Source organism: Kitasatospora atroaurantiaca (genome assembly GCF_007828955.1).
Classification (GTDB): Bacteria; Actinomycetota; Actinomycetes; order Streptomycetales; family Streptomycetaceae; genus Kitasatospora; species Kitasatospora atroaurantiaca.
Map to the genome: position 1 here is coordinate 3,771,103 of NZ_VIVR01000001.1, position 14,181 is coordinate 3,785,283.

Sequence of the window (14,181 nt, forward strand, 5' to 3'; positions counted from 1 at the left end):
GGCACGCGAAGCACCGGTGGTGCACCCTCCCTGAGCCTCGTACGCCCCCGAAGCATCAGTGCGACGCGTGCGCCGCCGCTTCCGTCAAGCGGTGGGCGGACCGCGCAAATATGATGAACGGTGACTGGCCCGCGCCCCGACGCACCTCGGAGGGTCAATGGCCCGACGCCGTCCCATCCGGCCCGCGAGCGCCGACGACCTGCTGACCGAGCTCGGGAGACTCACCGCCCAAGCGCTGGAGCGGGCAGAGCTGCAGCAGGCCCGGGTCGAACTGGCCGAGGCCCTGCAGCGCGAGCTGCTCCCGGGCGCCCTGCCGCAGCTGCCCGGCCTGCGAGCGGCGGCCCGTTACGCGCCCGCCCGCCACGGCCTGGACGTCGGCGGCGACTGGTACGACGGCTTCCGGCTGCCCGGCGGGGCACTGGGGTTCTCCATCGGCGACGTCCAGGGCCACGATGTCGAGGCGGCGGCCTTCATGGGGCAGGTCCGGGTCGGTCTGCGCGCTGTGGCCGCTGCCGCCGCGGACCCGGGCGAGGTGCTGCGCCAGGCCAACGAGCTGCTGCTGTCGATGGACTGCATGCTCTTCGCGACCTGCAGCTTCCTCCGCTTCGACCCGGTCGGCTGGGAGCTGACCGACGCGCGGGCCGGCCATGTCCCCGCGGTCTGGGCCACGGCCGACGGCCGCAGCGGTGTCGCCGAGGACGCGGGGGGCCTGCCGCTCGGCATCAGGACCGGCGACGCGTACCCGGTGACCCGCCGGCAGCTGACGACGGCGGGGGCGTTCGTCCTGCTCACGGACGGGGTGGTCGAAGGGCCGTCCTTCCCGATAGGCGCGGGTCTCGACCAGGTGACGCGGGTGGTCCGCGCCGGGGTGACCGCCGATCCCGACGAGCTGGCGGCCGAGGTCATCAAGGTGGCCGACCTCACCGGCCACACCGACGACGCCGCCGTCCTGGTCCTCCGCCATGACGCGCCGACGGGCACCGCCGGGTGACGGAGGAGACGGGTCCGCGCGTGTCACGACCGGCGTCGGGTGGAGGACGTTGTCTGATGGCTGCTGTGGTGCGAAACGAGGAAATCCGGCGGCTCACCGCAACAGGTCTGCAGATCCTCGCCGTCGCCGCCGTCTACTTCGCGGCCGGCCGGCTCGGCCTGCTGCAGCAGGTGGTCGTCGCGGGCGCGAAGGTCACGCCGCTCTGGCCGCCCACGGGCATCGCCCTGACCTGCCTGCTTCTGCTGGGGGTGGGGATCTGGCCGGGGATCACTCTCGGCGCCTTCCTCGTGATCGCGACGATCGGCTCGTTCAATCCCGCCACCGTCGGAATCGTCGTCGGGAACACCCTCGCCCCCGTGTGCGCCCTGCTGATGCTCCGTCGGGTGGGGTTCCGCGTCGAGCTGGACCGGTTGCGGGACGGGGTGGCGCTGGTCTTCCTGGGCGCCTTCGCAGGGATGCTGATCAGCGCGACGATGGGAGCCGGCTCGCTGGTGCTCGAAGGCTCGCTGCCGACGAGCGCCTTCTGGCACACCTGGGCCGCCTGGTGGACGGGTGACGCGATGGGCGTGCTCGTGATCACGCCGCTGCTGCTGGTCATCCGCGAGGCCCGGCTGCCCCGGGGCATCGGCCTCTACCAGTGGGCCGAGCCGGCGGCGCTGCTGGCCGGTACCGCGGTCGTCACGCTCGTCGTCAGCAGGACCTCGCTCGATCTGCTGTTCCTGGTCTTCCCTTTGCTCATCTGGGCGGCCCTGCGCTTCCAGCTGGCCGGTGCGGCGCCGTGCGTCCTGCTGGTGTCGGTGATCACGATCTCGGCGGCGACCGACCACGTCGGACCGTTCGCGGAGCACGGCCTCCTCGCCATCATGGTGACGCTGCAGGGCCTCAACGGGGCAGCCGCACTGACCGCCCTGCTGCTGGCGGCGATCATCACCGAGCGGAAGAGCACCTACCGAAGGATCCAACAGGCCTGCACCGAGCTGGCCGAGGTGGTGGCCCGCCTCGCACCGGGCGAGGCGGGCCACCGATGGCCGCCGGCGGAGGACGGTGACCGACGGACCGGAGGCTAGGTGCGCTTCGGGCTCGCGCAGTGAGCCCGGACCACGTCGGCGAACCGCTGGAGCCCCGGTGCGCTGTGCGTGACGAAGAGATTGGGTTCGATGAGTTCGAGCTCCATCACGACGGGCGATCCGTCGTCCGAGAGGGCGAGGTCCACACGCCCGATGAGGACCGGGCCCCGGCCCGGAATCGCGGCGAGGGCTCGGGCGGCCACCTCGAGTTCGGCGGCGGACGGCTGATGCTCCGTGAGGCCGGGATGGGCGACCCGGGCGTTGTCGATCACCCCGACATCGGTCAGCACGGGCCCCTTGCGCATCGCATGGCTGAAGGCGCCGCCGAGGAAGACGAGTGCCCGTTCCCCTTCGGCGATCCTGGACAGGTACGGCTGCACCATCGCGGTCGCCCCGGCGGAGTGCAGGGACCTGACGTGGCGTTCGGCCGAGGCGAGCTGGCTCTCGACGTACCGGGCGGTGTCGCGGGCGCCGGCGGAGACGGTGGGCTTGACGACGAACTGACCGCTCCCGGGCAGGACGATCTCCTCGCCGGGAGCGATGAAGGTGGTCGGCACGACCGGGATCCCCTGCTCGGCGAGATCCCGGAGATACCGCTTGTCACTGTTCCAGCGGACGACGTCGGCCGGGTTGTGGAGCCGGGTCGCGGCACCGACCTCGTCGACCCAGGCGAGGTACTCACCGAGCCGGTCACCGTAGTCCCACGTGGACCTGATGATCACGCTGTCGCACGCCGACCAGTCGTAGCCCTCGGCGTCCCACGGCACCGCGGCGGCGTCGACGCCGCGCGCCCGCAGCGCATCGACCATCAGCGGGAGGTCGACGTCGTGCTCGATCCCGACGGTGGCCGTGGCCAGCACCACCCGCTCCGCGACAGTCACCGGCATCTCCTCGGCTGCTCGTTCCGGATCCGCGGCGGCCCGCCACCCGGCAGGGGCACACGCGTTCGCCCTGGCACCCTACCCGGCCGCGCCCGGGCGGTCAGCGTGACGCAGAGGGCCAACCCCAGGGGCGCGTGGGGGCACCTGGCCGAAGGCTGGGGAGAACTGCGCGAAGCGGGAGGGCACAGGTCGTCGCCTTCCGGTCTCGCGCAGTTCCCCGCGCCCCTGTGGTTACCCGATCCTGATCGCCCTGGGTTACCCGATCCTGACGGGTTGGCCGAGGTCCAGGTCCGAGCTGACCACCCGGGGGGTCCGGACGCCGTCCGGGAGCCGCAGGGCGACCGCCGCCGCGTAGCCGTCCGGGACCGGGACGTCCCCGAAACCCCACCCCGCGGGCTCGGCCGGCAGCGAAGCGCCGCCGGCCAGGCCCGGGTACTCCGGACCGAGGCCGACGTAATCGGCGTCCACCCCCTGTGAGAGCCCCACCCCCGTCCCCTTGAGGTACGCCTCCTTGCGGACCCAGCAGCGCAGCGTCGCCTCCGCCCTACGCTCCTGCGGCAGCCCGTCCAGGACGGCGCGCTCGGCCGGGTGGAGCTGCGAGGCGATGTCCAGGCCTGCCGCCTCCTCGAAGGGCCCGCGCTGCTCGACGTCGACACCGACGACGTCCCGCGCCAGCGCGATCACGGCGAGCCCGCCGGTGTGCGAGAGCGAGAACTCGACCGAGGGGCCGGACACCGTCACCGGCCGGCCGTGCGGGCCGCCGCACCCGGGACAGGCCGCCCGGCCGAGCACCACGGCGCCGGCAGGCAGGCCCAGCTGCTCCCCCAGCAGCAGCCGCAGCGCGACGTGCGCCACCAGGTACAGCGCCCGGTCCGCCGGTTTGTGGAAGGTCCCGGCCCTCCGGGTCTCCTCCTCGCTCAGCGCGGCCCGGGCAGCTTCGGCCGCGCGGCTGTTCGCCGGCGTCGCCGCGACCCGCCAGACGGCGACATCGCCCGTGAGCAGTTCCATCAACCCCACCCTCAGCTACGTCCGCCGGCCCCCGGGACCGCCACGGACGCCTGGTCCGGAGGCCACAGCCTGTCAGCACCGGCGGAAGACGATCAACCTGGTCCCGCGCCGCCCGGCCGGTGCCCGGCGAACCGCCGCAGCCGCGGCCACCGCGCCGACAACGGCTTCGTCCTCGCCGGACGTATTCCGACCTCGCCTGACGAAGTCCGATCTTGTCCGACCTCGTCCCGATCCTGGCACAGGGGCGGTCACGCCACCGGCACCACGTCCTCGGCGGGGCGCACCAACGGCCGTGACGATCAGCGGCCTTGCCGGGCTCGCCCCTGCATCGGGAACCGGTCCTGTGCGTCCAACACGCTGTCCGCGTACCGCGCAGCCCACGCGCCCATCTCCCGCATCGGGCCGAGAAGCGCAGCTCCGGCCTCCGTCAGCGCGTAATCGACACGTGGCGGCGCCTCCGCGTAGACGCGGCGCTCGACCAGCCCGTTGTACTCCAGGCGCCGCAGGGCATCGTTGAGCACCTTTGCGCTGATCCCGCCGATCCGGGCGACGAGAGCCAGCGGTCGCATCGGGCCGCTCTCCCCGAGGGTGAACACCACGACGCTGTCCCAGCGGTTCGCCAGCACCTCGAACGCGACGCGCGCGCGGCAGTCGGAGGTGTACGCGACATCGGGCAGGCCACCGGACTTCTCCATCCCCCCATCCTGCCGCAGATGTTGGACACCGCCTGGTGTGTATCGGCCCGCCTAACGTCGTGGACCGATGGCTCGTCCCGAGCCTTCTCACCCACCACGGATCACCTCCGATCACCTCGGATCCGCAGACTGGAGCAGCACGATGCGTATCGGCATTCTCGGCACGGGCCGCATGGCCACCACTCTGGGCGGCGCATGGGTCGCCGCAGGACACGATGTCCTCGTCGGCGGACGGGACTTGGCGGCGGCTGCGGCCACCGCCGCGCGGATCGGCGCCGCCGGGCACGGAGCGCTCCGCGATGCCGCGTCGTACGGAGAGGCCGTCCTCGCGGCGGTTCCGGCCGACGCGGCAGCGGAGTTGGTGAAGAGTCTCGCCAAGGACCTCACCGGACGGGTGGTCATCGACTGCACCAATCCCATCGTGCCGACCGATGACGGCGTGACGCTGTCCACCGGCGGCACGACGTCGATCGCCCGGCGTATGGTCGAGGCGGCGCCGGACGCGTACGTGGTCAAGGCGTTCAACCTGTGCCACGAGAGCATCTGGACACTCTCGCCGCCGCTCTTCGAGGGCGAGCCATTGGCCGTACCGCTCTGCGCCGATGACCCGGCGAGCCTGGAACTCGTGTCCCGGCTGGTCACATCGATGGGCTGCACGCCGATGCCCTGCGGCGGGCTGTCGCGTGCGGTCCATCTCGAGTCGACGGCCGCATTCGCGATCGGGGCGTGGTGGTCGGGGGCAGAGCCGCGGTTCGCCTTCCCGACGCCGGGGCAGTCCCCACAGCCCGCCTGAGCAGCCGTCCTGGACCGCCCGGACCGCCCGGACCGCCAACCGAGGGGGCGGCGGTCCGGGCACTTGCTCAGGCGGCGGACGAGGAGCCCGACTTCAGCTGCTGCATGCAGAGGACGAAGTTGTTGCCCCGCTCCTCGTTGGTGAAGTAGTCCGTGGTGCCCTGGTACTTGTCGCAGCCCGCGTCGTCGGTGGTCGCGTAGAGCTTGCCGAGGATCTTGAACTCGGCAGCCGAGTCCGAGCACGGCACCTTGCCGAGGTTCGGATCGGCGCTGGTGCCGGTGTTCTTCACGCAGTCCCCGGTCTTGAGGAGGTTCAGGACCAGCTGGTTGGCGCTGGAGCCGCTGCCCGAGGAGGAGCCTGCGGACGGGCTGGCCGGGCTGCCCGGAGTGGAGCTGGAGCTGCTCCCCGGCAGCGACACGTGGTACGGCGGGGTGTTGTCCACGGAGGAGTGGACGGAGGCCGAGATGATGAGCATCACGATGCTCAGGACGATCGCGGCCACCGGCCAGAGCAGCATGAAGATCGCCGGGCGGCTGGTCAGCGGCTTGCCCGGGTCCCACTGCGGGCCGTGGGTGCCCGGTGCCGGCGGAGGCAGCGCCTTGAACTGGTTGTGCGGGCCGAGGTTGCGCAGCAGGGTGATCAGCGTGAACACCCACCCGGCCGGGCTCCACCAGCCCTGGAACAGGGTCTGCGCCGACATGTCGCGGACCGCGGCCGTACCGCAGGTGTGGCAGAACGGCCCGTGCTGGCGCCGGAACTGCATGAGGATGACCATGCCCCGGTGGGCGCGGACGGTCGCATCCACCGCCGGGAAGCCGCCGCAGACGCGGCAGGTGGGCGCTCCGGGCGGTGCGCCCATGGGAGCGCCGTACACGGGCTGGCCGTAGGGCGCGGGTGCGCCGTAGGCGGGAGCCGGGGGCGCGGGGTAGCCGTAGCCGACGGGCTGCGCCGGGGCCTGACCCGGGTAGCCGTAGCCGGCGGGCTGGGCGGGCGCCTGCGGCGGGTAGCCGTACGGCTGCTGGGGAGCAGCGGGCGCGCCGTACGGGCTGGAGGGGGGGTAGGGCGAGGTCAAGGCTGGATTCCCCGTTGGAAGTTGATGGTGAGGACCACGGTCCCCATGCGCCGTCTGGGCACAGACATGCGGACGTACCCTAGCGACTCGGCTCTGGGTCAGTCACAGGGGATGTCTCGCAGCCGGCTCGCCGAAGTCCGTGTCGATGCAACGCCGAACCGCGCCACCGCCGATCCTGGTGACGGCCGACGACAAGCAGAGGACGAGCCTGAACGTGCCCACCGCACCCACGATCTTCAGCAACGTTCCCGGGACCTTCGCCTGGGGCGTCTTCCACGAGCGGCACCCGAAGCTCGTCCAGCAGGTGCTCGACGCCCTGCCGTACGGGCCCGACGAGCGGGCAGCGGTCGAGCACCTGCTCACCGAGAGCACGAGCGGCGTGCTACGGCCGCTGGGCGAGAGTGCCCACGACCACGAGCAGTGGCTGGAGTGGGGCGAGGGCCTGTTCGGGCGGCCGTGGGGTGAGGTGCCGTTCCTGTGGGCCGAGAGCTACTTCTACCGCAGGCTGCTCGAAGCCACCGGCTACTTCCGTCCCGGGACTTGGCAGGGCATCGACCCGTTCGCGCCGTTCAAGAACGCCGAGCTGGCCGGCCCGGCCGTCGACGAGGAGCTGGCGGCCCTCCGCGACCTGCCGTCCCTGACTCCCGAGAAGCGGTCCGAGGTACTGCTCTCGTCAGCGCTCTGGGGCAACCGGGCGGACCTCAGCTTCCAGATCACCGCCTCGACCGAAGACACCCGGTCCCCCGCCCTGATCGCGGACGACAGCCCCCTCGTCTGGCAGGCGCTCGCCGCAGCGGACAGCCCGAGGGTCTGCGTCCTCGCGGACAACGCTGGAAGGGAGCTCCTGCCCGACCTCGTCCTGGTCGACCATCTCCTCACGAGCGGGCTGGCCTCCGAGGTCGCCCTGTACGTCAAGCCGTTCCCCTACTACGTGTCGGACGCGACCACCGCCGACGTCCTCACCACCGTCGAGCGCCTTCGCGCCTCCACCGAGCCGGCGGCGGAACGGATCGGCCGCCGGCTCTGGCACGCGATGAACAGCGCCACGCTCGTCGTCCGCACGCACCGGTTCTTCTGCGCACCGCTGCCGTTCCACGCCATGCCCGCCGACCTCAGAGCCGAACTCTCCGGCGCCACGATGACGATCCTCAAGGGCGACCTCAACTACCGGCGCCTGGTCGGGGACCAACTCTGGGATGCCACAGCCCCGTTCGCGGAGAGGTCCGGCCACTTCCCGTCGCCGGTGGCGGCCCTGCGTACGTTGAAGTCGGACGTGATCGTCGGCCTCACCCGCCCTATGGTTGCCGAGCTCGATGCCTCGGGTGAGGCCTGGAGGACCAACGGCACACATGCCCTCATCCAAGTCCACATGCCGACTCCCAGCCGGCCGGATATTCTCTGAAGATCAGAAGGACTGTGCGATTCCGCCTCGCATCCCACGGACGTCGAGGACCGGATCGCCGCATGCACCAACTCGGGGGGAACTGAAGCGTGCACACATCCCGCGCCATCGGCCTGACCACGGCCGCACTCATCGCCGTCCTGGGCCTGCCGATACCGGCGGTCGCCGCCGACAGCGACACCCTGTGGGTCTGGAAGAGCAACGCCAACTGCTCGGACACCGGCCCGGGTTCTCGGACCCAGCCGTTCTGCACCATCCGCGCGGCGGTCGACGCCGTGCAGCCCGGACAGACCGTCCGGCTCCAGCAGGACATCTACACCGAGGACGTCCGGATCAGTCGCTCCGGCACCGCGCAGGCGCCGATCACCTTCATCGGCAACTCCAGCTGGCTGGCAGGTTCGTCCGCGACGCCCGGCCCTGCGCTCACCGTCAGCGGCGCCCAGCACGTGGTGATCCGCGACTTCCAGTTCGAGGACGCCAAGGTCGAGAACTCGACCGGGATCACCCTGGACCGGAACGCGACCGCCTCCTACTCCTCACATCTCGAGATCGGCAGCGGGAACCAGGACGTCTCGGTGACCCGCAGCCACCTGTGGCGGCTCCAGGTGACCGGCGGCTCGACCGGCGTCGTGGTCAGCAACAACAGCTTGAGCGAGGCAGGAACCACCCCGCTGTCGGTTACCGGCACGCCCGGCGTGACCCTCACCAACAACACGGTGGCGCTCGGCTGCGGCCCGGGCATCGCGCTGCTCGACGGCTCGACCGGCGCCCGCGTGTACAACAACATCGTCGACAGCCACGGCACCACCACGAACGACAACCGCCCATGCGCCGGTACGGCCGCCGCGACGGAGCTGCTGGTCTCCGCCGACTCGGCTGCGGGCAGCGTGGCCGACTACAACCTGCTCCGGGCCAAGGACGGCGGCACGCCGTACAGCTGGGCCGGCGCCGACTACCCGACCCCGGAGAAGTTCCTCGCCGCGACCGGCCAGGGCGGCCACGACCTGATGGTCGACCCGAAGCTCGTGAACGCCTACGGCGCTCACCTGAGTGACTGTCAGCTGGTCGGTGGCAAGCCGGACCCGAACACCTGCTCGCCCGCGATCGACTCGGCCAAGTCCGACGCTCCCGGAGTGCTCGACACCGACCTGGACGGACACACCCCGGTGGACCACCCGTTCGTCGCCAACGGTGACGCCGGGTACCTCGACCGCGGCGCCTCCGAGGTGGCGGACGAGCTCTACTACAGCACCCGCCTGACGGCCGACCACACCTGGGCGCCGTCCGGGACCAAGGTGACTTTCACCGCCGCCGCGGGCAGCAAGTGGAAGGACACCCTGCACTACACCTTCGACTTCGGTGACGGCACCACGGAGACCACCAGCTCTCCGACGGCCGCCCACACCTACCAGGCCGCCTGCGCCTGCCGGCCGAAGCTGACCGTCACCGCCCTGGGCGGCGGCCAGGCCACGGCCACCCTCGACAACGCCTTCAAGGTCACCACGCCGGGGCCGCTCACCGCGCAGCTCACGACCAGCGACGTGCGGCCCACCAAGACCGACTGGTCGGCCGACGCACCGCTCACCGTCCAGGCCGACGCGGCGAACGCCGTCGCAGCATCGCCCTGGCCGGTCACCGACATCAGGTTCGACTTCGGCGACGACAGCTGGAAGACCGTCAGCATCGACGGGACCGCCAAGCACACCTACAAGGCGCCCGGCGACTACAAGGTGACCGTGACCCTGACGGACAGCCAGGGACGGGTGGCGACCAGCTCCCTGGTGCACCGGGTGCATTACCTGGCGGGCCGGTACACCACGGTCACGCCGTACCGGGCAATGGACACCCGGACCTACCAGTACCCCGTGAGTGACGTCCTTCCCCGGACCCTGGATCTCTCCAGCTGGGGGCACCCCGAGAACCGCGAGATGTCCGACGGCATGACCGCCGTCGTCCTGAACGTCACCGCCACCCAGGCCACCAAGGACACCTTCCTGACGCTCTGGCCGAGCGGACAGCCCCGGCCGACCGCCTCGAACCTCAACATCAAGGCCGGGCAGACGGTCGCCAACCTGGTCACCGTGCCCGTCGGGTACAACCAGAGCGTGGACATCTACAACCACTCCGGCACGACCGACGTGATCGTGGACGTCCTCGGCTACTACCAGCCGGACACCGGGAACAGGTTCAGCCCCACCGCGCCATCCCGGCTGCTGGACACCCGGCCGCTGAACGGGACGGCCGACACCCGGTTCACCCAGGACGAGGCCCGCGAGGTCCAGGTGACCGGCCAGGCCGGCGTGCCGAATTCCGCGAGTGCGGTGGTACTGAACCTCACGGCAACCCAGTCCACCACCGGCGGCTACCTCGCGGCCTACCCGCACGGCCACAAGCGGCCGGGCATCTCCAGCCTGAACTTCACCGCCGGGCAGACGGTGGCCAACCAGGCGATCGTGCCGATCGGCTTCGACGGGAAGATCGACCTGTACAACCTCCGCGGCGAGACCCAGGTGATCGCCGACGTCGTGGGCTACTACAGCTACGACGGGAAGGGCGAGTTCATGCCCGTCGCGCCGACCAGGCTCACCGACACCCGGACGGGCAACACCCCGCTCGGCGCACGCGCCGAGCTCGCCGTCCAGGTCGGCGGCACGAACGGCGTGCCGTCCGACGCGATCGCCGCCGTGCTCAACGTGACGGCGACCCAGCCGACCGCCGCAGGGTTCCTGACCGTCTGGCCGGACGGGCAGCCGCGGCCGGGCACCTCCAGCCTCAACTTCCTGGCGGGGCAGACGGTGCCGAACCACGTGACCGCCCCGCTGGGTGGGAACGGCCGGACCCGGATCTACAACCACGCCGGCAGTACGCACGTACTCGCCGACCTGTCGGGCTACTTCACCAACGGCTGACCACACGCCACAGGGCCCCTGTCACCCGGTGGGTGGGAGGGGCCCTGTGTTTTCAAGCTCGGATCAGGAGGCAGGAACCGGGAACGGGTCGGCGTCGGGCTTGAGCAGCTGGCCCGGCGCGGGGACGGCCTTGTCCACCAGGTAGGACGTCACCATGGCGTTCAGCACCTTGCTGCTGCCGATCGCACAGTGCTGGATCATGTCGACGCTCACCAGCACCGAATTGCCCAGCTCACGCTGCATGTTCTCGGCGAACCTGTACTGCGTGGCCGGGTCGAAGGTGTTGCCGATCACCATGACGGTGTTCGCGGTCTTCTTGTTCCACGGCCCCGAGTACCGCTCCGACCAGCGCGCGGGCGCCGGCCAGGTCGCGCACGCCGGTGCGTCGAAGGCCTGGTACCGGCCGAAGGTCGGCGCCTCCAGCTCCCACGCCCGGGCGATGTGCGAGAACACCTCCGGGTTCGACGGGTACGGCTTGTCCTGGCAGTTGACGCCGTAGTACGAGTCGTCGGAGGTGTACGGGGTGTCCGCGGGAGCCTCGCGCATCGCCGCCGGGGCGGTCCGGGCAAGGATGCTCGCGTCGTCCACGTCCGCCGCGCCGACCGTCGGCGCCGCCGTCAGAGGGCGGGCGCCCTCCTGCTGGATCGCCGTGTCCAGCGCCTGCAGGGACTTGGCCAGCGGTGCCAGGCGGCTCTGCGAGTACAGCGCGCTGGCAACCTGGCTGGTGAAGCTGCTCAGCGTGACCGTCGAGCCGTTCGGCAGGGTGACCGGGCTGGTGCGCAGGTGGTCGCGGATCGCGTCGAACTTCTCGCGGGTGTCCCCGTCGGCGAAGGCGCAACGCGGCACCCCGGCCGTCTTGCAGCGCTTCAGGTACTCGTCCAGCGCCAGCTCGAACCCGCCTGCCGCGCGCTGCCGGTCGTACTCCAGGCCGTTGTGCAGCCGCAGCTGCGGGTCGACGTTGCCGTCGATGATGATCGCGCGGACCTTGTCCGGGTACATGTTGGCGTAGGTCGAGCCGATGAGCGTGCCGTAGGAGAACCCGGCGAACGTGAGCTGGGAGTCGCCGACGGCCTGCCGCATCCGGTCCAGGTCGCGCACCACGTTGATGGTCGACATGTGGTTGATCAGGTCGCCCGCGTTGTGGCCGCAGGCGGCGGTGTAGTCCTTGGTGGCGGCCAGCGTGTCGTTCACCTCGGTCGAGGTGACGGGGACACCGGTCATCCGGTTGAAGACCGCGTCCGCGTCCTCGTTCGTCTTGAAGCAGCGCAGCGGGTTGCTGCGGGCGACGCCACGGGGGTCGAACCCGACCAGATCGAAGTGGTCCTGCACGCTCTTCTCGAACCGCGTCGTGGTCGCCCAAAGGTACCCGCTGCCGCCCGGGCCACCCGGGTTGAGGAACAGCGAACCGATGCGCTCGGCCGGGTTGTTGGCCCGCCGCCGCAGCATGGCGATGCCGACCTTCTCACCGGACGGCTTCGCGTAGTCAAGCGGCACCGGGTAGACAGCGCAGTCGTAGATCTTCGGGTCCGGCTTGGACGGGTCCGGGTTGCACGGCGTCCAGACGACCGGCGCAACCGCCGCCTCTGCCCCTACCGCCACCGACGGCGCCGCCGCCGAGGCCGTCACGGCCACGCCGGGAACGAGAACTAACGCACTGGCCGCCGCCAGGGCCACAGTCCGTATGCGAGACAAGGAACCTCCTAGGGATCTCCAAATCCGGCGGCCAGCATGTCAGTTCGACAGCACGGGAGAAAGACCCCAGACCGAATGTTCGTTCTCTCATCAGGATCGGCGAGCGAGACCCGGGCCGCAGACCTCGGGACGGGCCGCCGACCGACCCCGAGGGGCAGGTTTTGCCCACCATCGGGCACGAATCTGGCACGACAGCCCAAAATTGGTCCAGACAACAAACAAGCCCCAGGCCGTTGACCTGGGGCTTCACCGTGGAGCGGGCGACGAGAATCGAACTCGCGCTACAAGCTTGGGAATCTTTGGGCACCCGAGCCCGAAAGAGCCTCCGGCCTGCGACGATACCCAATCCGCGAGCACTGGAGACGATCATTCTCGACCGCTCGCGACCGTTGTTGACCGCCCGTTCTGGCATGGATCTGGCACGGGGCGGCCCGACGCCCGGGACACGCGGCTTCGGCGAAGAGGTGGCCGGCCTGCACGGACTCCGACTGTGTCGGCATTCCTGGCACGGAGAGACACTGCCCGCATCCCTGTACGGGGATGCGGGCAGCCGTGACCGATGTGCCCGGTCTCAGTCGTTCTGGTAGAAGCCGAAAGCGTCGACGACGAGGTCGAGGCTGCCGGAGCCCGAGTTCCAGAAGTCCACGATGCCGTCTGGGCCAGGAGTCGCCTGGACCAGATTCGGCACGGTGTGACCAGGGAGCCAGTTCAGCGTGGAGACCAGCGGCCGATCCGGCCACTCTGCGCTCCCGTCGTTGTACTGCGCCAGGGAGTTCGGGTCCGGCGAGACGGTGAGGTAACCCGCGCCCTTGGTGTTCGTGACCGTAGTGTTCAGCACGAACCCGGTGATGTCGGGGCTCCGGTTACCCAGGGGCATGTAGATGTAGTCCCCGTTGGGCAGTGGCCCGGAGCTCCACTTCGTCGAGTCGCGGGTGTCGAGCAGACGCTTCGGAAGGATCGGTAGGTACGCACTCTTACTGGCTTCGCTGTAGTAGCCGACGACGTCCACAACCACATCAGTAGGGAGGGGGCTGCCGTTGAAAATGCTGACCTTCCCGTCCGAACCAACTGGCACGATCACCGAGTTGGCGATGGTCTGGCCCGGCCCGAAGTTCACATTGGACGCGAGCGGCGGCTGCTGGCCGTCCGGGTAAGCGGTGAGGTAACCCGCCTCGTGCGAGCCGGTGACCGTAACGTTGAGTGCCACAGCGGTGATCCCGGAGCTCAGCAGACCACTGTTGCCTGCGATCTGGACGGGGAAGGACCCGTGGCCGGCCAGCTGCCCCCGCGCCACCCCGGTGCCGTTCCGAGTGTCTGCGAGCCTGGTGGGCGCAACGGCCGTGTAGCCGCTGGCTGCCGACTGCGTGAAGTACCCGGTGTACCGCAAGGGCCGTTGGCACTCACCGCCTTCCCATCAACTGCGTGTCCCATGTGGTGATGGTGACTGCGTTGTTCTTCCCTCGTGTGGGGAGTGCCGGGTGGGGATGAAGGCTTCCAGGCACGGTAGACATAGGCGTCACCGTCAACAGTCAGCTCCTCCACGGTCGCAGGCGCCGGCGAACCAGGGGCAGAACGCCAGACATCGTCGCGCTAGGGACCGTCGTCGAAGCGCGGGGCCGGGACGGTCTGGTGGGCCGAACAGTTCTGGGTGAAGAGGTCTTGGAAGCCGTC

At 70.4% G+C, this 14,181-nt stretch carries 11 protein-coding genes; 5 read left to right on the plus strand and 6 right to left on the minus strand.

Translation table 11 applies throughout. From position 1 onward, the window contains the following. Positions 1-157 precede the first annotated feature (157 nt). Both FB465_RS17400 and FB465_RS17405 read left to right on the plus strand, forming a co-directional pair. Entirely contained in the window at positions 158-991 is an 834-nt protein-coding gene (locus FB465_RS17400) for a PP2C family protein-serine/threonine phosphatase (RefSeq protein ID WP_145791774.1), read from the plus strand. A gap of 56 nt (positions 992-1,047) precedes the next feature. Beyond that, positions 1,048-2,058, plus strand: coding sequence for an MASE1 domain-containing protein (locus FB465_RS17405; protein ID WP_145791776.1), 1,011 nt, complete (start codon positions 1,048-1,050; stop codon positions 2,056-2,058). On the opposite strand, the gene FB465_RS17410 is transcribed toward FB465_RS17405, so the two are convergent. The 3 genes from FB465_RS17410 to FB465_RS17420 all read right to left on the minus strand — a co-directional run bounded on the left by FB465_RS17410 (position 2,055) and on the right by FB465_RS17420 (position 4,642). Further along, positions 2,055-2,945: an ATP-grasp domain-containing protein gene (locus FB465_RS17410; protein ID WP_425461183.1), complete on the minus strand. Its 891-nt coding sequence runs from the start codon at positions 2,943-2,945 to the stop codon at positions 2,055-2,057. The two genes, FB465_RS17405 and FB465_RS17410, sit on opposite strands and share 4 nt — an antisense overlap. A 249-nt stretch (positions 2,946-3,194) precedes the next feature. Further along, positions 3,195-3,947 (minus strand): 4'-phosphopantetheinyl transferase family protein, encoded by a 753-nt coding sequence (locus FB465_RS17415; RefSeq protein ID WP_211785807.1) that lies wholly within the window; start codon positions 3,945-3,947, stop codon positions 3,195-3,197. Positions 3,948-4,246: 299 nt separating this feature from the next. Further along, on the minus strand, positions 4,247-4,642 hold the full coding sequence (locus FB465_RS17420; protein WP_145791778.1) for a winged helix-turn-helix transcriptional regulator: 396 nt from the start codon (positions 4,640-4,642) through the stop codon (positions 4,247-4,249). Positions 4,643-4,709: 67 nt separating this feature from the next. On the opposite strand from FB465_RS17420, the gene FB465_RS17425 reads away from it, so the two are divergent. Next, complete coding sequence (locus tag FB465_RS17425) at positions 4,710-5,435, plus strand: NADPH-dependent F420 reductase (protein ID WP_342791812.1); 726 nt, start codon at positions 4,710-4,712, stop codon at positions 5,433-5,435. Between the two features lie 67 nt (positions 5,436-5,502). On the opposite strand, the gene FB465_RS37005 is transcribed toward FB465_RS17425, so the two are convergent. Beyond that, positions 5,503-6,507, minus strand: a complete 1,005-nt coding sequence (locus FB465_RS37005; RefSeq protein WP_246192699.1) for an LppU/SCO3897 family protein — start codon at positions 6,505-6,507, stop codon at positions 5,503-5,505. A 145-nt stretch (positions 6,508-6,652) separates the two neighbouring features. Between FB465_RS37005 and FB465_RS17435 the strand changes: the two genes are divergently transcribed. Continuing rightward, positions 6,653-7,909 (plus strand): damage-control phosphatase ARMT1 family protein, encoded by a 1,257-nt coding sequence (locus FB465_RS17435; RefSeq protein ID WP_145791779.1) that lies wholly within the window; start codon positions 6,653-6,655, stop codon positions 7,907-7,909. Between the two features lie 89 nt (positions 7,910-7,998). Then, positions 7,999-10,818, plus strand: a complete 2,820-nt coding sequence (locus FB465_RS17440) for a PKD domain-containing protein (RefSeq protein WP_145791781.1) — start codon at positions 7,999-8,001, stop codon at positions 10,816-10,818. A gap of 63 nt (positions 10,819-10,881) precedes the next feature. On the opposite strand, the gene FB465_RS17445 is transcribed toward FB465_RS17440, so the two are convergent. Further along, complete coding sequence (locus tag FB465_RS17445; RefSeq protein ID WP_246192700.1) at positions 10,882-12,510, minus strand: alpha/beta hydrolase; 1,629 nt, start codon at positions 12,508-12,510, stop codon at positions 10,882-10,884. 571 nt (positions 12,511-13,081) lie between these two features. Then, the gene (locus tag FB465_RS17450) at positions 13,082-13,717 is read right to left on the minus strand and encodes a hypothetical protein (RefSeq protein WP_145791782.1); all 636 of its coding nucleotides are present in this window, start codon (positions 13,715-13,717) and stop codon (positions 13,082-13,084) included. Between the last annotated feature and the right edge of the window lie 464 nt (positions 13,718-14,181).